This window comes from Pseudanabaena cinerea FACHB-1277 (assembly GCF_014696345.1).
GTDB classification, from domain to species: Bacteria; Cyanobacteriota; Cyanobacteriia; order Pseudanabaenales; family Pseudanabaenaceae; genus Pseudanabaena; species Pseudanabaena cinerea.
The window spans coordinates 1-19519 of sequence record NZ_JACJPY010000083.1 but is presented as its reverse complement, the minus strand read 5'-3'; the positions used below and the strand labels follow the sequence as shown (position 1 = coordinate 19519).

General features: G+C 45.6%; 19 protein-coding genes and 1 other RNA gene. 11 read left to right on the top strand and 9 right to left on the bottom strand.

Annotated elements, in window-relative coordinates; translation table 11 throughout:
- Positions 1–9: 9 nt before the first annotated feature.
- The 6 genes from H6F44_RS18760 to H6F44_RS18735 form a co-directional block, all read right to left on the bottom strand.
- Positions 10–720 carry a DUF4335 domain-containing protein gene (locus H6F44_RS18760; protein WP_190352553.1) on the bottom strand — a complete coding sequence of 237 codons (711 nt, stop codon included), beginning with the start codon at positions 718–720 and terminating at the stop codon, positions 10–12.
- Positions 720–1307, bottom strand: a complete 588-nt coding sequence (locus H6F44_RS18755) for a DUF3038 domain-containing protein (protein WP_190352552.1) — start codon at positions 1305–1307, stop codon at positions 720–722. Before H6F44_RS18755 ends, H6F44_RS18760 begins: the two co-directional genes overlap by 1 nt.
- Positions 1308–1440: 133 nt before the next feature.
- On the bottom strand, positions 1441–2049 hold the full coding sequence (gene rpsD / locus H6F44_RS18750; protein WP_190352551.1) for a 30S ribosomal protein S4: 609 nt from the start codon (positions 2047–2049) through the stop codon (positions 1441–1443).
- A gap of 146 nt (positions 2050–2195) precedes the next feature.
- On the bottom strand, positions 2196–2915 hold the full coding sequence (locus H6F44_RS18745) for a hypothetical protein (protein ID WP_190352550.1): 720 nt from the start codon (positions 2913–2915) through the stop codon (positions 2196–2198).
- A 158-nt stretch (positions 2916–3073) separates the two neighbouring features.
- A complete protein-coding gene (locus tag H6F44_RS18740; RefSeq protein ID WP_190352549.1) occupies positions 3074–4207 on the bottom strand; it encodes a glycosyltransferase family 4 protein in 1134 nt (377 codons plus the stop codon).
- Between the two features lie 104 nt (positions 4208–4311).
- Positions 4312–4929 carry a hypothetical protein gene (locus H6F44_RS18735; protein WP_190352548.1) on the bottom strand — a complete coding sequence of 206 codons (618 nt, stop codon included), beginning with the start codon at positions 4927–4929 and terminating at the stop codon, positions 4312–4314.
- A gap of 480 nt (positions 4930–5409) precedes the next feature.
- On the opposite strand from H6F44_RS18735, the gene H6F44_RS18730 reads away from it, so the two are divergent.
- From H6F44_RS18730 to galE, 5 genes are all read left to right on the top strand, one after another.
- Entirely contained in the window at positions 5410–5631 is a 222-nt protein-coding gene (locus H6F44_RS18730; protein ID WP_190352547.1) for an indolepyruvate ferredoxin oxidoreductase subunit alpha, read from the top strand.
- A 494-nt stretch (positions 5632–6125) separates the two neighbouring features.
- Positions 6126–6581 carry a ribosome maturation factor RimP gene (rimP, locus tag H6F44_RS18725; protein ID WP_190352546.1) on the top strand — a complete coding sequence of 152 codons (456 nt, stop codon included), beginning with the start codon at positions 6126–6128 and terminating at the stop codon, positions 6579–6581.
- A 264-nt stretch (positions 6582–6845) separates the two neighbouring features.
- The gene (nusA, locus tag H6F44_RS18720) at positions 6846–8111 is read left to right on the top strand and encodes a transcription termination factor NusA (protein ID WP_242016652.1); all 1266 of its coding nucleotides are present in this window, start codon (positions 6846–6848) and stop codon (positions 8109–8111) included.
- Positions 8112–8390 carry a YlxR family protein gene (locus H6F44_RS18715; protein WP_190352545.1) on the top strand — a complete coding sequence of 93 codons (279 nt, stop codon included), beginning with the start codon at positions 8112–8114 and terminating at the stop codon, positions 8388–8390. It abuts the gene before it with no gap.
- A 183-nt stretch (positions 8391–8573) separates the two neighbouring features.
- The gene (galE, locus tag H6F44_RS18710) at positions 8574–9563 is read left to right on the top strand and encodes a UDP-glucose 4-epimerase GalE (RefSeq protein WP_190352544.1); all 990 of its coding nucleotides are present in this window, start codon (positions 8574–8576) and stop codon (positions 9561–9563) included.
- A 171-nt stretch (positions 9564–9734) separates the two neighbouring features.
- Here the strand turns inward: galE and H6F44_RS18705 are convergent, their stop codons facing one another.
- Together H6F44_RS18705 and H6F44_RS18700 are read right to left on the bottom strand one after the other, a co-directional pair.
- Positions 9735–10013, bottom strand: coding sequence for a 4a-hydroxytetrahydrobiopterin dehydratase (locus H6F44_RS18705; RefSeq protein ID WP_190352543.1), 279 nt, complete (start codon positions 10011–10013; stop codon positions 9735–9737).
- Between the two features lie 92 nt (positions 10014–10105).
- Positions 10106–10915, bottom strand: coding sequence for a SpoIID/LytB domain-containing protein (locus H6F44_RS18700; RefSeq protein WP_242016651.1), 810 nt, complete (start codon positions 10913–10915; stop codon positions 10106–10108).
- A 215-nt stretch (positions 10916–11130) separates the two neighbouring features.
- Between H6F44_RS18700 and rnpB the strand changes: the two genes are divergently transcribed.
- The 6 genes from rnpB (at position 11131) to H6F44_RS18670 (ending at position 19070) form a co-directional block, all read left to right on the top strand.
- Positions 11131–11560, top strand: an RNA gene (gene rnpB / locus H6F44_RS18695) — RNase P RNA component class A.
- A gap of 223 nt (positions 11561–11783) precedes the next feature.
- Positions 11784–14198 (top strand): HD family phosphohydrolase, encoded by a 2415-nt coding sequence (locus tag H6F44_RS18690; protein WP_190352541.1) that lies wholly within the window; start codon positions 11784–11786, stop codon positions 14196–14198.
- 251 nt (positions 14199–14449) lie between these two features.
- Positions 14450–15196: a Ycf66 family protein gene (locus H6F44_RS18685; RefSeq protein ID WP_190352540.1), complete on the top strand. Its 747-nt coding sequence runs from the start codon at positions 14450–14452 to the stop codon at positions 15194–15196.
- Positions 15197–15343: 147 nt separating this feature from the next.
- Positions 15344–16957 carry a serine/threonine-protein kinase gene (locus H6F44_RS18680; protein WP_190352539.1) on the top strand — a complete coding sequence of 538 codons (1614 nt, stop codon included), beginning with the start codon at positions 15344–15346 and terminating at the stop codon, positions 16955–16957.
- Positions 16958–17016: 59 nt separating this feature from the next.
- Positions 17017–18417: an FAD-binding oxidoreductase gene (locus tag H6F44_RS18675; protein WP_190352538.1), complete on the top strand. Its 1401-nt coding sequence runs from the start codon at positions 17017–17019 to the stop codon at positions 18415–18417.
- The gene (locus H6F44_RS18670) at positions 18402–19070 is read left to right on the top strand and encodes a Uma2 family endonuclease (protein ID WP_242016650.1); all 669 of its coding nucleotides are present in this window, start codon (positions 18402–18404) and stop codon (positions 19068–19070) included. Before H6F44_RS18675 ends, H6F44_RS18670 begins: the two co-directional genes overlap by 16 nt.
- 23 nt (positions 19071–19093) lie before the next feature.
- On the opposite strand, the gene H6F44_RS18665 is transcribed toward H6F44_RS18670, so the two are convergent.
- Entirely contained in the window at positions 19094–19480 is a 387-nt protein-coding gene (locus tag H6F44_RS18665) for a DUF5615 family PIN-like protein (RefSeq protein ID WP_242016649.1), read from the bottom strand.
- Positions 19481–19519: the final 39 nt, after the last annotated feature.

Here is a 19519-nt window from a genome sequence, read left to right as displayed (position 1 = left end):
AAGGGAGTATCAATTTGTGGGTGAAGGAGATGCTTCGGGAGTCGCGGGGTCTTTCGGCGGAAGGGATGGTTCGGGGAGAACTGAACCTTCAGGGGCAGGGGAAGCACTGGGAGAGGTTTCAACAGTGGGGGAAACTTTGGGTACTGGCTGGGGCAGAGGTTGAGTTTGCTGGGGCAAAGTTGGTTTAGGATCGGGCTTGGGCGTGGGAATTAGGTAAAGCAATGAGGCAGCGATCGCCACACTAAATACACCAGCGATCGCTGGTATCACCTGATTGCCCAACAATGAGTTGGTGCGTTGTGCCGCCGCCTGAGAAGTTAAATTAACTTCTGGCAATGTCGTGGGGTCACAGCATAGGCGATCTAAACTTTCCATGAGGTCAAAAAGCTGGATCGTGTTTAGCTTGACCTGCATCTGCTTTGGATTATTGGCATCGGACTGATTGAGCATGACCGACAGAACATGAAAATGCTTGCCTTCGGGGGCAATTTGCACCTGCTCATTGTTGCTCTGCATAGAGTTATTACTAGCAAGGGATTGGGCATAGGCTCCAATCACAGACACCATGGCTTTGAGCAATTCTAAACCGCCAACAATCGGCTCAGGATGATGGTTAAAGCGGCAACCAAAACTAGTGACAATCGATAGGACATCACCACCCGTACTAATGCCTTCCACTAGCAAGGTACAACTCGGCAAACTGTAATTTCGCTGCAACATTAGGCGATCGCTCCGTCAAACAAACTATTCCATAGACGATATTCACCTGCCGTGCCACTAGAAATCAGCAGTCGGGTTAGTTGTTGTAGGGCTAACTCACCGATCTCTTCATTATTCAATGGCGCAGGCGATCGCATTCTGCCAATATACAAAGAGCGGAAGCGATCGATATAACCCTCTAAAAAAAATTGGTTTTGCTGTAGCCCCAAAGCCTCAATTTTGCCTTCGGTGACTTGTTGATATGTACTGATTAATAGCCGCAAACCAGTATCGAATTGCTTAGCGATCGCGCAGGCAATCTTGACCAGAGCCTTTAGCTCATCCCAGTCAAGACTACTACGCTGGTAATTGCGTCTCAAAGGGTTGGTATTTCGCAGTCTCCAAAAGGCGACCCGACTGGGGATCGTTTTTTCTAAACCCAACTGCTCAATCAGGGCTAACATTACCTCAACAGCCTCTAAATCCAATGCCTCGATCGCTAATAATAGATGATCAATATCCATGCGGACAGTGCGGGGACAACCCCTAACAAAGTCTTTCGGAACAATTAAATCGGGATTTACGGGGGCAGAAATATTTAACTGCATAATTCGCAGTGAAGTTGAACCTAATGTTTAACTTGATAGAGTTTACGCAATTATTGTCGCCTATTGTGGCTATTGTCTGGCGTTCAGCTACAAGCACATAGTCAAGAGTTGCCCGTAGCTGATTGCTTTGACCTTAAGCTTGGCGTGAGTAGTACTCAATAACCAGTAGCTCATTCACTTGCAGAGCTACCCATTCGCGCTCAACAACGCCATTGACCTTGCCAGTCATTTTGGCTTTATCAAATTCTAAATGGCTAGGAATATTGGATAGACCAGGGAATTCGAGGTTAGCTTCAACTAGTTTACGAGATTTTTCGTTGTCTTTGACGCTAATTACTTCCCCAGGACGACAGCCATAGCTAGGAATAGTGACACTCTTACCATTGATGGTGATGTGTCCATGATTTACCAATTGACGAGCCGCAGGAATCGTGGGCGCAAATCCCATCCGAAAAACCGTATTGTCTAAACGCATTTCTAGCAGTTGCAACAATACTAAACCTGTCGAACCCTTTACCCTTCTAGCGCGGCGCACATAGCGCAACATTTGAGTTTCAGTTAGACCGTAATTAAAACGTAGTTTTTGCTTTTCTTCAAGACGCACGGCGTACTCAGAACGTTTTTTGCGCTCTTGCCCATGTTGCCCTGGTGGATAGGCGTGTTTTGGTTGTTTGCGACTAAGACCTGGCAGTTCGCCGAGTCTTCTGACGATCCTGAGGCGCGGACCTCTATAACGGGACATAGCTCCTTCCTTATTACTGTTGAAAACTTGACAGCCTATCTAGTATAGGACAATTTTGCTAAAAAGCCTCACGAAATCCAAATAAAAAAGGCGGCGCAACGCGCCGCCTTTTTTATTTGGATCAAAAAAGCCGAGATGCTTGCAAATTAAGCAGATTGCTTCTTGCTCTTTAGCAAGCGAGAACCACCAAATGCGCCAGCAACAGCTAGACCAAGCAAGAAGCCAGGTACGGGAACTGGCTTAGGAGGCGGGGTAGTAGGAATACCGTTGATGTAAGAGTCACTGGCTCCATCGATAAGACCCTGTGCGTGGTAGCCAACGCGCAAATCACCAGAATTGATGGCAGCGATTACGTTGTTGAAATTAGCATTGGCAAACAAAACTCCAAGGGATTCACCTTCTTGAATTGCATTTACATTAGCTGCACCATTATTACGGTTGAAGTAATAGTCAGTGGAGAAGCCAACTTTGTTACCCTGTGCAAAGTTTTGGCTGCTTGCTCCGCCAGAGAAAGCAACACCGCCAACAACAACATTGCCAGAATTTACGGTAGCTGTGCCAAGCAAAGTGGTTGAACCATCAATGAAAACTTGGCGGATAAAAGAGCCGCCAAAACCAGGAAGGGAGTTTTCTGCAAGGCTGAACTTAAATAATGTGCCGCCGCCTGAAGCGGTTACATCCATTGATAGGAACTGAGCAAGTGGGTCGCCTTTTAGCTCACCAGCATTATCAGCAACAATATTGTTGAAATTAAATGTTGCAGCATTTGCGGCAATAGGTGCGGAGATTGTGGTTACGGCTGCAACAGTTGTGGCGATCGCCGCAGTGCCGATAGCACCAAGAGCAGATTGAATATTAAATTTCATTGTTTAGCCTTAATCAAAAAATTTAGGGTTTGATTGCTGTGATGAGCTAATGATTATACAAAGCATTGAATTTGGCTAGAGGTAAAAGTTATGCAAAAGTTACTTAAATGTTACTTTTGCCAACGGAAAGTTATTGGCTACTTATACATTCTTGAAAATCATGTTAATTGCTCATACACTGATCGCATTTGGGCGGCGATCGCCTGCCAATCGTAATTTCGTTTCACATAGTTTTGACAAGCCGCCGCGCTAGGCATTTGCCTCTGCCCCACCAGAGCCTCGATTAGCCCCTTAGCCAACTGTTCCACCGAACTGCCCTCCAGTACCAAATTCTCAGAAAGTGGGCGCAAAATTTCAGGAATGCCGCCAATGGGCGTGCCTAAAACAGGTGTACCCGATGCCAAAGACTCAATCACGGTCAAGCCAAAACCCTCTAAGGAAACACTAGGCACAATCGTGAATTCGGCGGCATGGTAGGTGATCGCCAAATCTTGATCCGCCACAAACCCCAATAACTGCACATGGTTTTCTAGATCCATTTGCCGAATTAGCGATCGCAAATTGTCCGCGATCGCCCCCTTGCCCGCAATCAACAACAACACATCAGGAACAACCTGACGCACTTGGGCGATCGCCATAATCAAATTCTCTAGCCCCATGCGCTGTACCAACCTTCGCACCGACAGAATAATACGGCGATCCTGCGCCCATCCCAATTGCGATCGCGCCTCTGCCACTGACTGCTGCACCAAAAATTCCTCAGTATTGATGCCCCCTCCCACAATAAAAATCCTATGTAAAGGCACACCATAGGTTTGATGCAATATTTGCCGAAATGCCTCCGACAGCACGATAAAGCCTTTAGCACGGCTATAAACAATCTTTTCGACTAGCCATTTGCCCCATACCGATATTCTACCCGCCCCCTCAGCCTTGCTTTCCAAAGCCCAAGGTCCGTGAAAATGAATCACTAAAGGAATACCCTTCAAACAATCTAGGGCAGGTAGCGCATAAAGCGCAAAATGAACTGCCACGAGATCATATGCACCATGCTTTAGCAATTGTTTAAGGGATTTTCTTAAACCAAGCGATCGCTGCCACAGCGAATCGTCAGTACGAGCAAAGGTCTGGACTTGCCCATTTGAGGTTTGCGTCACAAGCTCAGAGCCAGTTACCAGCCCTGCAACCTCCACATCCACCCTTGGCAAATTTTGTACGCAGCCATAGTAAACCCGCGCCAGTCCACCCGCATCTTCTAAAAACCAACTCGTGCCAACCTGTAAAACTTTCATATATGCCTAAAAATACATAAAAATATAGGGCGCTAAGCGCCCTATATTTTTTGACTTACTTGAAGAGACTGGCAACAGCCAAAGATTCAGTAACTAGTTAGAAACTAGGCAACAGATCCTTCAGCATTTTTTTTGTTGCGCTTGAGAGCCTTGCTACCAAAGAAAGCACCAGCAAGGGCAATACCAGGAACAATCGCAGGAACAGGAACAGCACGAACGCGGAACTTGCCATCGTTGTAATCTAGATCGCCACCAGTCAATGCAATATCTTCAATACCGTAAGTATCCCAACCACCAACACTAGAAATTAGCTTGAAGTTGGGAAGTGGGTCATCAGAGTAAACACCGTAAGAGGGAATACCGAGAACAGGAGTACTGCCAGGGGGAGCGTAGGCGTTACCCCATCCTAGAATGTAAGTACCAGCAGTTGCTGCCCAGCTTGCATCAGATTCAACAATGCCACCAGGTGTAACAGTACCATTGTTGCTTTCTGGCTCTGTAAACAAATTTTGGGCAACAGCAGTTTTACCAATGTCAGTTACAAACAATTTAGATCTGATAGAGCCATCAGTAGGAGGGATGAATTCAAATTCAAACTTGTCACTGGTGATGCTAGGACCATTAGCAAACAATAGAGTAGCTGCTTCAGCAGATGCTCCAATCATTACAGAGCCAGCAGCAGCTATAATTCCTAAGCCAAAGGTAAGTGCAGAAGATTTCATAATTTTTTGTTGCAATCAATATAGATAGGTTTAACAAGGAGGGCTTGCGAAGATCTAATTGACGCTGTAATAGCCAGTGCGGTCTTACGAGTCACCACCACCACTCAACCCCGTCATGGTCAAGTTACTAAAGCTACTAGAAGTTTGGTCATTCCTAGCTCCGAAGAACTGAGGTTCTTGGATTCACTACATCCGCTAGATTTGGTCTAGATATTGTTAATCTGTAGTGATTTACCTAGTCTTAACAACTAGATTCTCAAGCATAAATTTCCGTATGACCTGCGGTATTTATTTACGATTTTATCGATGAATACATATTACACCAAAGAAATTTAAGCACAACCCCTAACTTTTTGTTAATTTTCGTTAAAAGGTTACACACAAGTTATATAAGGTTACTTAAAGTTATAATAAAGTTATATTTTACTACGCCAAAGTTACTACGCTAGAATACAGATATGTCTGAGATATAGATTCAGTATGGCTTATACAATTATTTCTAATATTTGCTCAGGAGTTTCTGATTGTGTTACCGCTTGTCCTGTCGATTGCATTTCTCAGGGAGATGGGGCAAATCAAAAAGGAACTATTTGGTTTAAAATTGATCCTGCTATCTGTATAGACTGCGGGGTATGCTTGCAAGTATGTCCTATTGAGGGGGCAATCTTGCCTGAGGAACGCCCTGAATTAGTGATATCGTAAGAAAGGGCAAGGTTAATATAGATGGGTCAAGCGACCTGCCATTAACCTACCAAAGGTTCTACCAAAGCTTATTTTTACAGCAGTTACTGATCTAAACGATCTCCAAGAAAACTTTTGAAAGCGCTGCTAAGTATCGCTTTCAAAAGTTTTCTTGATTTGGTTAAGTGCTGAGTGCTGTAATGCCAAAGCGTAGAGTGGTGTAGCCATCCCATGCTTTTGTAACAATTTAAGGAATTTCCTTGCCATTTCTTAACTCAAAAGCTCTTATTGGGTTTTAATTCATCTGGGTACTGTTACACCTTTGTGAATTGGTTCTAAAGCCTTGGTTGTGTCTAGTTCTTAATCCATAAAAGTGTTGTCCCACTTTTGTGGATTGATATAACAACACTCAAAGAGTGGGATTTGTCCCACTTTTTTGTTTTTTGGAGCTTTATCTCTTATAGCCTTGCTTTTTGTAGCGTAGATTTATTTTTCAAGTTATTTTTGTACATTCTATGAGTCATCCCCTGATTCCGCAAATTTTGCAAGTTGCTGAAGAAGTTGCTCCGCCCCTTGGTTTGGAGGTAGTTAATGTTGTGTTGCATACCAACAAAAATCCAACGGTTTTGCGGGTAGATATTCGGAACCCCAATCAGAATACAGGACTAGATGATTGTGAGCGTATGAGTCGAGCATTGGAGACAGCCCTTGATGCGATCGATTTGATCCCCCACGCCTATGTTTTGGAGATATCTAGTCCAGGGGCAGATCGTCTTTTAGAGGGCGATCGCGAGTTTGTGGCTTTTCGCGGATTTATGGTTGCTGTCAACATGATTTCCAGCTATGAGGGCAAGCAAATTTGGACTGGTCATCTGATTAGTCGCAATGAAACTGAGGTTTCGCTCAGTATCAAAGGACGAGTGGTGCATATTCCCCGCGCCTTAATTGAACGGGTTGAGCTAACTAGCTAAGATTCAAAAAAATAAATGCGGATGGTGGCGGAGAGCGTTGCCACTTGTTGTCTGTTTTTGCGTCTTAATTAAGGCTGGCGATAGTTACAGTCTGTTGAGGCTTTATGTAGTACAGAAAATCTTGGGAAAGGAGTGCTTCGCGCTTATTTACAAAATTTTCTGGGATTTCATTAAGCGTAAAGCGCTTTATATAAGTCAAGGCTCCAGTAAAGGCTCTAGTAAAAACCAAATAAAAATTAAATAAATATCAGGAAAGAAAAGCTTATGTCATTGTTAAATTTACCAGGTCTGGGGCAGATGGTCGAAGTGATCAGCAAAGAGCGTAATTTGCCTAAACTGGCTGTACAGAGTGCATTGCGTGAGGCATTACTCAAAGGCTATGAGCGCTTTCGCAAAACCTATCGCTCTGATGGTATTAATTTTGAAGAGGAGCATTTCAGTAACTTTGATGTGGAGTTAGATCTCGACAGTGAAGGATTTCGGGTGCTGGCAACTAAGACCATTGTCCATGAAGTGAAGGATGCCGATCATGAGATTGGTCTATTGGAGGTACGTGAGGTTGCGCCTGAGGCTCAGGCTGGCGGTACGGTGGTGGTGGATGTGACCCCTGAACAGGGTGATTTTGGTCGGATGGCGGCGATTCAAACTAAACAAGTCCTATCGCAAAAACTCAGGGATCAACAACGCAAGATTATTCAGGAGGAATTTCAAGATATTGAAGGAACGGTTTTGCAGGGGCGCGTTTTGCGCTTTGAGACAACTTCGGTGATTGTGGCGGTCAGTAGTGGTTTTGGTCAGCCTGAAGTGGAGGCGGAGTTGCCTAAGCGCGAACAGTTAACGGTCGAAAGACCCTATCGCCCAAATACCACAATTAAGGTGTATCTCAAAAAGGTATTTGAGGGGTCACGGCGGGGACCACAGTTGTTGGTTTCTAGAGCCGATGCAGGACTGGTGGTGTATTTATTTGCCAATGAAGTGCCTGAAATTGAGGAGGAAATTGTCAGAATTGTGGCGGTGGCTAGGGAAGCTAATCCTCCATCCCCTGCGGTGGGACCTCGCACCAAGATTGCTGTGGATACCCTTGAGCGGGATGTTGATCCTGTGGGTGCTTGTATTGGCGCAAGGGGGGCAAGGATTCAGGCAGTGGTGTCGGAGTTGCGCGGCGAAAAGATTGATGTGATCCGTTGGTCGCCTGACCCTTCTACCTATATTGCCAATTCTTTGAGTCCTGCCAAAATTCATGAGGTACGTTTGATCAATGCCGATGAACGAATTGCCCATGTAATTGTGCCTGAGGATCAGTTGAGCTTGGCGATCGGTAAGGAGGGGCAGAATGTGCGTTTGGCAGCGCGGTTAACTGGCTGGAAGATCGATATTAAGAATTTGGCTAAGTATGATTATGAGGAGGAGGCGCGTAGGGCTAGTGAAGGGGTCGTTAGGGTTTCAGAATCTCGTAAATTAGATCGTGGGGTAGATCGTGGGGATCGCGATCGCCGCAATTATGCAAATGATGATGAGTATGACGCTTAGATGGATGATGTTAAGCCCCTTTGTAAGCTAGAAAGGCGCTGTGTTAGTTGCCAGTCTGTTGCCCCACGCGATCGCTTTTGGCGGGTGGTGCGTGTACCCCACGCCGATCATCCGCAACAGTTTCAAGTCCAACTTGATGTGGGTATGGGGCGTTCTGCTTACGTTTGTCAAAACCTAGACTGTTTACAAATTGCTCAAAAGAAAAATCGCTTGGGGCGATCGCTGAAAATGCCGATCCCCAAGGAGATTTTTGAGATACTCAAGTCGCGTCTATTGTAGTAACGATTGACTGACTAATCGCCCTCGAAAGCAGGCAGGATGCCCGCGCTACAGGGATTTTAAATCTGCACTGGATAGCGAGTGATGGGGCTATGCTCCGCTACTCGCTTCTTCCATTTTGTGACTTAAGCAAAGCTTTTTTGCTATATTGCAAGGATTTTACAGAGATAATTCATTAAAGCTATGAGCAAGCCAACAATTTTAGTGACTGGTGGTGCGGGGTATATTGGTTCCCATGCGGTCAAAGCTTTACAAACAGTAGGTTATCAGGTTTTGGTTTTAGATAATTTGGTTTATGGACATCAAGATATCGCCAAAACTCTAGGTGTGGAGCTAATTATTGGGGACACAACCGACCGCCCATTATTAGATAAATTGTTTAGCGATCGCGCCATTAGTGCCGTCATGCACTTTGCCGCCTATGCCTATGTCGGCGAGTCCGTGAGCCAGCCTGACAAGTACTATCGCAATAATGTTGTGGGAACGCTAGTGTTGCTAGAGGCAATGATCGCCGCAGATATTAAAAATTTTGTATTTTCCTCCACCTGCGCTAGTTATGGTGTGCCACAGCAAATTCCGATTACGGAGGAACATCCCCAAGCGCCGATTAACCCTTATGGGGCAACAAAGCTGATGGTGGAAAGGATTTTGCAAGACTTTGATGTTGCCTATGGGTTGAAGTCAGTAATTTTTAGATATTTTAACGCCGCAGGAGCCGATCCATCAGGGGCGATCGGTGAAGATCATAATCCTGAGACCCATTTGATCCCCTTGGTTTTACAGGCGGCTTTGGGCAAGCGCGAATCGCTCACTGTCTATGGTTCAGACTACCCCACTCCAGACGGAACCTGTATCCGCGACTATATCCATGTTAGCGATCTTGCCGATGCCCATGTTTTAGGATTGCAATATTTGCTTGATGGCAACCAGAGCGAAATTTTTAATTTAGGCAATGGCAATGGCTTCTCGGTGCAGCAGGTAATTGATGCCGCCCGCGAAATTACGGGTAAACCGATCAATGTGGTCATGGGCGATCGCCGCGCTGGTGATCCCCCTGCATTGGTGGGCAGTAGCGAGAAGGCAAGACGGATTTTAAATTGGCAGCCTCAATATGCCGATTTGCATTTAATTTTGCAACACGCTTGGGCATGGCATCAAAAACGCCACGCTTAATACCAAATCAAGAAATGGCGTAGCCATTTCTTGATTAAAAAAAACATACTGGGTTTGGTTTTCAATTCACAAAAGTGTAGTCACACTTTTGTGAATTGGTATAATTGATTTATATCAATAAAAAAATTGAGGACGCTGCTTCGCAGCGCCCTCAATTTTTTTATTGTGGAGCTATAGCAGCTTGTCAATTTTTTGGGCTAGTTCAAAGTCAAGGTTACTAATGCCATTGACATCATGGGTGGTGAGATCAATCCTGATCTTGTTGTAAACATTGAACAATTCGGGGTGATGCCCCATCTTGTCCGCCACGATCGCCACTTTACTAATAAAGCCAAAGGCTTCGACAAAATCTTTAAATTTAAAATTTTTCTGTAATTTGTCATCGACGATCGCCCAACCCGATAATTGCGCGATCGCCGATCCAATTTCTACTTCTGATAATTTATTCATATTTTTCGGCAGAAACGGCACTTTGTAACGCCTTTGTTTTTGAAGTTAATTTGTTTAATTAATCTAAATTAATTGGTCTAATTATAATTAGTCTAATTATTTTGAATTGGCTGATCGCGATACCACCAAGATAAAATTTGTACCCAATTCCAGCCACTTTGTGCCATTTGTTGGGTCATCTCTTGATCGAGGTGCTGTCCATCGGAAACGGGCATATAACCACCGCCCCAGCTAATCCAGTTACGGGGCAGACGGGCGCGATAGTAGCCTTTAAACCCAGGACGCAGCATATAACCTGCGGTGGAGGCAACGGCTTGATCGCTACGGCTATGGATCAAGGCGATCGCTTGACCTGTGGCGGTGTCATAGCGGTAAAAACCTTTATACACCTGATCGCGGGTATCACTCACCAAGTCGTAAGGAGCATCGCCCCATTTACGCTGGCGCTGAGTATTAACAGCATAGCTACGGGCGGCGACAGCCTGAGCCATGAGTGCGTCCATATGCCAACTGGCGGGCATCTCGCTAGGAACGACACTGCGAAGATATTCTTCGAGGGACAAAACATTTACCGCGATCGCCTTATTATTCCAAGCGCGTAATTCGATTTCGCCTGGGTAAAGGTGACTGCCAACCTGCACCAATCCATTATTACTGGGAATGATCCGATAGGTTGAGGTGAGTGGCAAAGTGTACCACTGACCAGGATCAAGACGGCGACTAGGTTGCCCCTGCGCTTGTAAGGTGGATGGCTGAGTCACCGCAACAGACATTTTAGAACTATTGTCCTCTTTGACTAATACTCGCAAAATGCCAGCAGCAGCAGATGGGGAAACTCCTGTCACTAATACTAAAATTAAGGACAGCAATAGCGCGGATATCCCTTGGGAAAAGTCTTTCATCATGTAACTAGTTACTCGCACCTGATAAACAAGAGAAATTTTTTGCTAAACCTTGACTCGCTAGATAGTGTAGCAAAACAATCCAGTTTTTATAAACATTGTTTGACATTTAATTGCCATTGTTTGTGAGTTTTTTTGACAGTCTTTACATGATTTTTTCCGTCAAAGTCCCAAAATGTCTATGGCATTTCTTGATTTGGTACAATGTTATTGAGAAGAGTAGGCGTGCAGTTGCGGGTAATGAGCCTATAGCTGATTACCTGAGGAAAGTCCGGGCTTCCATGGAGATCAGACTGCTGGATAACGCCCAGTGCGAGCGATCGCGAGGATAGTGCCACAGAAAAATACCGCCATTTATAGAAATATCGCGAAGCGATATTTCTATAAATGGTAAGGGTGCAAAGGTGTGTTAAGAGCGCACCAGCAGGGTCGAGAGGCTCTGGCTCGGTAAACCCCAGTCGGAAGCAAGGCGAGAGAATAGGGATATGACGATCTTCCTTGAATCCTATATTCGTTGCTTGAGGCGATCGCGTGTCAAGTGTGTGCCGCAAGAGGTATCTGGCAACAGGTATCCCAGATAGATAACTGCTAAAAATGTTGATAAAACCTTTGAAACAGAACCCGGCTTATGTCTTGCTCTTCTTATCACCGCAATTACCCATCAGCTAAGCCCTAAGCCAAACTTTGAAAACGTCACAATGCAACGTTTTCAAAGTTTGGCTTGCGTAGGTTTGACGATCCTTATCTTTTGCTAATCTTTGGCGATCGCCTTAGGTTCTAGCTGTATTATGTATAATTCTAAGCCCCACATATTTTCTACTATTTCCTAATACCTTCTAAACCCCTTTCTAACCAGAGTTATTAAGCCATGGGGATTATTCCCACTAAGTCACCATCGCTCCCAACCACGCCCCAACATTTGTCGCGTAAGTGGTTCGGTCGAGCGGTCATCGGCATTACCTTTGTCTGTCTGACCTCAACCCTGAGCCTGCGATTTTATGCAGAGCCACAGCTAGGGGTTGGCACATTTGTTGATCAAGACCTGCGATCGCCGCAAACAATTACGGCAACCGATATCGAAGCCACAAGGCAAGCCAAGGAACTGGCAAAGCAGCAAGTCACCCCAATCTATCGCAATGAGATTGATAAAGATGCCATTGCTTATAAACACCTAGAGGATTTGTTACAGGTTGGTGACAAACTAAGAATATCATCGGGGCAACTGCCCTATGTTGATCGCAAAATCCTGAGTGATGATGTACAGCGTTTTATTAGACAGATCTCTGATTTGGAATGGGAGCAGGTTCAGTCAAGGGCGCAGAGAATTGCTAGTAGTAGCTCATCGACTATGATTGCCACGCCGTCAAATCGAGTTCAAGAAATTTCTAATCTAGCCACAACTGAATTGGCACAATATCGGATTACGGCGGCTCCTCAGGATTATCAAAGGCTAATTGCAACAGTGACAGAGGTTCGTAAAGCCTATGCCGTCACCAAGGAGAGCGCTCAAACAGGACCTGAAATGTTTCGCGATCGCCTGCTAGAGATGACTAACGAAGAGTGGGAAGCTAACAAGATTAAGATCAGGCAGGCTCTGGGGGATCTACAAAGTTCGGGAATTATTTCAGGGTTGCCCGAAGAAATGCTGCATAAAAGAATTATTCACCTCAGTAGTTTGCCAAACGATCCCGAACAGCGCACGATGGCGATCGCTTTGTTGAAGGCAACAGCCAAACCAAATATGAGCATTGATTTTGTGGCAACTACAGAAAGAGCGCTCAAAGCATCAGAATCTGTACCACCACAAACTGTATATCTCAAGGCGGGGGAAATTATCGTCAAGGGGGGCGAAAAGATTACTGAACGTCAATTTACGATTTTGGACGAACTCAAGCTGACCCAGCGACAGGTGAATTTTAAGGGCTTGTTGATGATGGCAGGTTCTACGGCGATCGCCTTTGCTATTTTTGGCTATGCCAATCGGCGCTGGCAGTATCTACTTAAAGTCAAGCTTCATGTTAAAGACTGGCTCTGTATCGGGATCGTCTGCACAGGCGGCGCGATCGCCACCTCTCTGATGGCTCCGAATATGCTGATGTTTCTGCCCCTTGCCAGTATGGGCTTAATTTTGGGCAGTTTTTATAGCGCCCGTCTAGCGATGGTGATTTCAGCTTTAATGGCAATTTTGCTAGGTATAGCCGTCAATGCCAACCTAATCGCCCTTAGTCCAGTCCTCGTTGGCGCAATGTTAGCCGCCGCGATCACCAACCGTCCACTGACACGCTCCCATCTTGCCGCCACTGGGTTACTGGTTGGCTTGGTGCAAGCAGCAATCTATCTGGCGATCGCCATTTTCCTTGGCTCAACACCGCCGATCCTGATGCTAATTACAGCCTTGCAATATGCGGCAGGGGGCATGATTGCGGCGATCATTGCCCTTGGAGCAATTCCTTACCTAGAGCATATTTCCTATGCCCTCACACCCTTTCGCCTTGCCGAGCTTGCCAATCTTGATCGCCCCCTATTGCGCCGCTTAGTTACCGAGACACCTGGCACATTTCAGCACACCCTATTTGTGGCAAATCTCGCGGAAGCCGCCGCCCGTGAAATCGGTGCGGATACAGCATTGGTACGCACAGGGACGCTTTACCATGACATCGGTAAAACCTTGCGCCCCGAATATTTCATCGAAAACCAGATGGGACAAACCAACCCCCATGATCTGTTAAACGATCCTTGGTTAAGCGCTCAGATTGTCAAAGAACACGTTACAGGGGGGCTGAAACTGGCACAAAAACATCGTTTACCTGAAATGCTGCAAGCCTTTATCCCTGAACATCAAGGCACAATTGCCATCATGTACTTTTACTGCCAAGCCCAAAAGCGATCTAATCATGTGGTTGAGTCAGAATTTCGCTATATTGGGCCCATTCCCCAATCCCGTGAGACAGGACTGGTGATGTTGGCGGATGCCTGTGAGGCGGCACTGCGATCGCTAGGCACTGACACCACCTTTGAGGAGGGCAAAAATCTATTAATCCGCATCTTTGAGGCAAGGTGGAATGATGGGCAACTCAAGGACTGCTCTTTAACTTGGGAAGACTTAGAGCGCATTGCCCCTGTATTCCTCAAGATTTGGCAAGAACGCAATCATGGCAGGATTAAATATCCCAACCTTGCCGATAAGCTTGATCCCTCAGGCTCAGCACTGCCCGATCATCTATGCAACAGCAAACTTGCCAAAAATGCTGATTCGGCAAAGGTCTCGGCAATATCTAGATAAAGTGCAAAAATTGGTGCGAAGCGCAAATTTACCCTCATCCCCCCGCCCCTTCTCCCAGAAAGGGAGAAGGGGTGAAAAGCATTTTCTTGTTCCCCTTGCCCTTAATGGGAGAGGGGCTAGGGGTGAGGGTTTTAGGAAATTCAGCGTAAGTCCTAACCAATACAGGATATTGCTATACTTAAACCATTCCCAAACGTAAACTAAAATTTGAAATGTAGTTACTAACAGCTACTTAGGAGAAATATAGAACCATGATCAACATCGGTGGCAACCCGCTAATGATTCTTTTGGCAATTGTTGCCGCTTTGGGAGGTGTGGGTTTGTATTTTGTAAGAAACTTTCGCCCCGAACTAGCTCGCGATCATGACATCTTTTTTTCAGCGATCGCCCTTGTCTATGGCATTATTCTCTTGGCATTTAATTTCCGTATGGAAATTACCACTCAACTGGCGCAGGTGCTAGTAGTTGGTTTTGCAGGATGGTTTGCTGTGGAATCTCTGGTACTACGGCAATCCTTAGCAAATCAAGCAAGGCGATCGCCATCTAGCCCCCTAGTAGATGATGAAGAACCCATCGGTTCCGACTATCGCGTTGAGATTGATCCCACCCGCGAGATTGCGCCACGCCGCGAACGACCTAGTAACTCGCGTCAAGTACGCGGATCGCTAGGCAATAGTGCTGAAGCCAGTGAGTTGCGTGGCGACACTACCGATGGTCGGGAAGATCGCCGTTCATCTCGCCGCCCTAAACGTAGCCGCAATGACTCTACAGCCAGCTCAAGTGACGACATAGGCAATGACTCAATCATTGATATCGATGAAAATGATATTCGTCCTGTTAGTCCTAAGCGCCGCTCTCGTCCTAGCACTAACGATCCTGATAGTTTTAATGGCTCGGAAACTAACACATTTCCTAGCGCGTCAAGACGTAGGCGCAGACCAACAAGTCGTCCATCAGGTTATACATCCAATGAAGGGTTAGACAATGAAGAATTTTAATGTTTTCTCTGAAAATTAGACTTTTTTGTTAAAGATATACTCGATTTCATCTAAGCTAAAGTTAAGCTATAAGCAGATACAGCATCGGCTGTTTTGCACCTATACTTCTTTTATTTGATCAACCGTCATCTGGGTCTTCGATCAACCGTGAGTTATTGCGTTAATCCGAACTGTGCCAATCCAAATAATGAACCCTTTGCGATCTCCTGTGCTAGCTGTGGTTCAGGTTTGAAGCTGCGAAATCGCTACCGCGCTAGTAAGCCCCTTGGGAAGGGTGGCTTTGGTGCGACTTTCTTGGCGGCAGATGAAGGATTGCCAGGATTCCCCTCCTGCGTTGTCAAACAATTGCGCCCAAATACCCAATCCCCCAGTGTTATGAAAATGGCAAGGGAGTTATTTGAACGTGAAGCTTTTACGCTCGGCAAAATTGGCAGCCATCCCCAAATTCCCCGATTGCTAGATTACTTTGAAGAGGATAGCAACTTTTACTTGGTGCAAGAATTTGTCGATGGGGAAACGCTCAAACAGGAATTTGAAAGACGTGGGGCATTTAGTGAGATTGAAATCAAGAAAATCCTGACAGAAATATTCCCTGCTCTAGGCTTTATGCACCAAAATGGGGTGATTCACCGTGACATCAAGCCTGCCAATATCATGCGGCGCAAACAAGATGGACAGTTAGTCTTAATCGATTTTGGCGCGGTTTCTAGTCAAGTTAATAAACCATCGGCGGAAGAAGATCCCACTGGGCTTTTAACGAACTTTGCAATTGGTACACCAGGCTTTGCGCCACCAGAGCAGATGGCGATGCGTCCTGTCTATTCCAGCGATCTCTATGCAACGGCGATGAGCTGCCTGTATTTGATGACGGGGCGATCGCCTAAGGATCTGCCCCATGATCCCTATACAGGTGAAATCAATTGGAAATCACAGGTAAAGCTCAGCGATCGGATGCGGGTTGTCTTTGAAAAATTACTTCAGCAATCTGTGGCACAGCGATTCCGTTCTGCGGAGGAAGCTTTAAGAGCTTTGGAGTCTGGAACTGTGGAGCCACCGCCCAAACCTGCGCCAACCCCTATCTATACATCATCATCCCCGCCGCCATCTTCGATTACGGTCAGACCTTCAACTACGCAAATACCTAACTCTAGGATTCAGTCCCAGAGGTATGGTCAAAGCAATGACAATGGCATGATGACCACTGGTAACACTAGAGCAAATACGCGAGCAGGCACGGGAGAGCTTAAGGGCGGCAGACGGGTTATTGCTGAATATAGCCAAGGTAAGCGTAATTTTGCTAACCAAGATTATTCCAAGGCTTCTTTGAGTAGTGCTAATTTGACAGGCATTGTCATGAGTCGCTCGAAACTAGTAGAGGCGGACTTTTGCCACTGTGAGCTGTCGGGATCTAGCTTTCAGGGGGCGAATTTGTCGCAGGCAAAGTTAAATAGTGCCAATTTGCGAGAAGCAAAGATGCAAAGGGCAATCTTGATTAAGTGTGATTTGGGCAGCGCCTCGTTGATTTTGGCGGACTTGCGGGAGGCAAATCTTCAGTCAGCCTACATGAGCAAAACTGATTTGAGTGGGGCAAACTTGAGTGGGGCAAATTTGAAGGGAGCTTATCTAAGTCAAGCTAATTTAAATGGCACTAATCTTTGTGGCGCAGATCTCAAAGGGGCTAAAATTTCTGATGAGCAGTTAGCGCAGGCAAAAACCAATTGGGGAACAATTCGCCCTGATGGTAGTAAGCGTCTGTTTTAGCGATTAAAGCGGCGCTTGGCGCTGGCTTAATATATCAACTTTGAGTGGGAAGCAATTAAGTGAGACTGACGGATACAGAGATAATTGAGCTATTTACGGATTTATTGGGAGGCGATCGCCTAATTTTAAGCAACTCACCCCATCACGCCCAATTATGGCAACGCATTACCCAAAGTCTTACCCCCGATAGCCTTGCGCCAGTTTGTATCCTTTATCCGCAGTCGATCGCCGAGCTATCAAAAATTATGGCGATCGCCTATGAGCAGCGCTTGCGAGTTCTACCCTGCGGCAATGCCACTAAACTTGATTGGGGCGGTTTGGTGAGCCGTGCGGATCTTGTGGTCAGTACATCACGGTTAAACCAAGTGATTGAGCATTGCGTCGGTGATCTGACCGTGACAGTGCAAGCGGGCGTAAAGTATCAAGATTTACAGGCAGTTTTGGCTGAGAAAGGACAATTTTTAGCGATCGATCCACCCTATAGCGCCGATGCCACGATCGGCGGCATTTTGGCGACAGGCAGCGCTGGCTCTCTGCGACATCGTTACAACGGTGTGCGCGATATGTGTCTGGGAATTGAATTTGTGCGCTCTGATGGTGAAGTGACAAAGGCGGGGGGGCGCGTGGTCAAAAATGTAGCGGGCTACGATCTGATGAAGTTGTTAACGGGTTCCTATGGTACTCTAGGCATTGCCACCACCATTACTTTTAGACTCTATCCACTGCCTGAATTTACGCAAATTGTGTTAATGACGGGAAAAGCCGATGCGATCGCCCAGGCACACCAAACTATCAGCACCTCAGTTTTGACTCCGATCGCCTGTGATCTGCTATCACCATCGGCGATCGTCAAAATCAATGGTGAATTTGATCTAGGTAATTCCCAAGGACAAAATGGTTTAGCGCTCCAGTTTGCCAGCCTAAAAACTAGCGTTATCGAACAAAGCGATCGCTTAGCAAAACTCGCCCAAGAATTAGGCTTATATTTGCAGATTATCTCTGACCATCAAAAATTTTGGCAAGTCCTCGCAAAGGCAATGTGGCGCGATGAGCTTAGGGACTGTCAACCACAGGACTATTTAGTTTGTAAATTGGGAATCTTGCCATCGACAGCGATCGCCACTTTGCAGCAATGTGAACAAATTTTTGCAGGTTCCCAATTCACCGCCCTCCAAATCCATATGGGCAGTGGTTTGGGTATTTTGCGCGTGGAAGGTATTACGGACATCGCCGCGATCGCTTCCCAAATTGCCAAAGTCAGAAATGTCACCGATTCCTGCGGCGGCTTTCTCTCCATTCTGGAAGCACCACAAGCTTTAAAGTTTAGCAATGGAACTTCAGAAAAAGGTTCTAGTAATCTCGAAAACATTTGGGGCGATCGTGGCAATGCGCGGGATCTCATGATCAAGATTCAGCAGCAGTTTGATCCTAGGCGCTTATTAAGTTGCGATCGGTTGTAAGTAATATCAGTTCAGCCATCACCAACGGCTCCGAGCTTGGTTGGCTAATTTCTCCAGCACAAGATTTTATTATGGTTTTCCAAGGCGATCGCTTCCCTGAAAAAATGTCTGGACATATTGTGAGGCAGTTCGTAACGTGGGAGCAGTTCCAAGCATTAGAATCTGCTTTTGCGGATATTGACGGTGTGCGCCTGATTTATTGTGAGGGAGTTTTAGAAATTGTGGGTATTGGACGAACCCATGAAATGACTCGTACTTTACTTTGTGCATTGTTAGGGCAGTATTTCACGCTCAAGCGCATTCGGTTTGTTTCTACTGGTGTTTATACTCAGTCCTTGCAAGGACGTGCCAAATTTCAGGCAGATTTGTCCTATAACTTTGATACGGAGAAAGAGATTTCGGATTTGTGTATTGAGGTGGTGGTGACAAGTGGTAATGTCGCTAAGCTCAGAAAATATCAATTGCTAGAGGTTCCTGAAGTTTGGCTTTGGGAAGATGGGAAGATTAGTGTTTTTTGGTTGCGGTCTGGGGATTATGTGCAGAGTTCCCATAGCTTATGTTTGCCCGATTTGGATATTGAGCATTTGGAGCAATGTCTGTTGATGGATTCTCAACTAGATGCAATGTTGGCTTTGGCTGATAGATACAAATAATAATCAGAGAAAAAATTTGTGTTTTATTTCATATAAGCACTTAGGAAAATCAATTGGTTTGTCATATTTTCAGCAGTTTTTTGGCTAATCAGCTTTAACAAACCTCGTAGTTGCTCTCCAATCGAATAGCGCTGTTGCGGAACAAGGATAATTCCACTATGCTCCATTCCTTTTGTCAAGAAAATATGGTGAAGTTGCTGAAAGTCCCCCATGTTGAAACTATATACAACTCTTCTCTGTTCTGTTGCCCAAATTAGCTGCTCTTCGTCAGAGAAGCTAAATCTTGCGGCATCAGCCACTGTAATTACGTTAATATTAGACTTTTTAAGAGCTAAAACTAAAGCAATTCTTGCTGTAAATAATTCGTTGATGGCTAAACAGGTTGAGAAGGGAAGCAAAGATGATTCCAATGACCATTAAGTTCAGCTATCTTGAGCAAGCTTAAAGCT

Bases quoted from the DNA above. Each gene is read 5' to 3' on its own strand.
- H6F44_RS18755 (WP_190352552.1), bottom strand. From the start codon at position 1,307: ATGCAGTTAAATATTTCTGCCCCCGTAAATCCCGATTTAATTGTTCCG.
- H6F44_RS18705 (WP_190352543.1), bottom strand. From the start codon at position 10,013: ATGAATAAATTATCAGAAGTAGAAATTGGATCGGCGATCGCGCAATTA.
- rpsD (WP_190352551.1), bottom strand. From the start codon at position 2,049: ATGTCCCGTTATAGAGGTCCGCGCCTCAGGATCGTCAGAAGACTCGGC.
- H6F44_RS18715 (WP_190352545.1), top strand. From the start codon at position 8,112: ATGGATGATGTTAAGCCCCTTTGTAAGCTAGAAAGGCGCTGTGTTAGT.
- H6F44_RS18730 (WP_190352547.1), top strand. From the start codon at position 5,410: ATGGCTTATACAATTATTTCTAATATTTGCTCAGGAGTTTCTGATTGT.
- H6F44_RS18740 (WP_190352549.1), bottom strand. From the start codon at position 4,207: ATGAAAGTTTTACAGGTTGGCACGAGTTGGTTTTTAGAAGATGCGGGT.
- rimP (WP_190352546.1), top strand. From the start codon at position 6,126: ATGAGTCATCCCCTGATTCCGCAAATTTTGCAAGTTGCTGAAGAAGTT.
- H6F44_RS18745 (WP_190352550.1), bottom strand. From the start codon at position 2,915: ATGAAATTTAATATTCAATCTGCTCTTGGTGCTATCGGCACTGCGGCG.
- H6F44_RS18700 (WP_242016651.1), bottom strand. From the start codon at position 10,915: ATGAAAGACTTTTCCCAAGGGATATCCGCGCTATTGCTGTCCTTAATT.
- H6F44_RS18735 (WP_190352548.1), bottom strand. From the start codon at position 4,929: ATGAAATCTTCTGCACTTACCTTTGGCTTAGGAATTATAGCTGCTGCT.
- H6F44_RS18690 (WP_190352541.1), top strand. From the start codon at position 11,784: ATGGGGATTATTCCCACTAAGTCACCATCGCTCCCAACCACGCCCCAA.
- nusA (WP_242016652.1), top strand. From the start codon at position 6,846: ATGTCATTGTTAAATTTACCAGGTCTGGGGCAGATGGTCGAAGTGATC.
- H6F44_RS18760 (WP_190352553.1), bottom strand. From the start codon at position 720: ATGTTGCAGCGAAATTACAGTTTGCCGAGTTGTACCTTGCTAGTGGAA.
- H6F44_RS18685 (WP_190352540.1), top strand. From the start codon at position 14,450: ATGATCAACATCGGTGGCAACCCGCTAATGATTCTTTTGGCAATTGTT.
- galE (WP_190352544.1), top strand. From the start codon at position 8,574: ATGAGCAAGCCAACAATTTTAGTGACTGGTGGTGCGGGGTATATTGGT.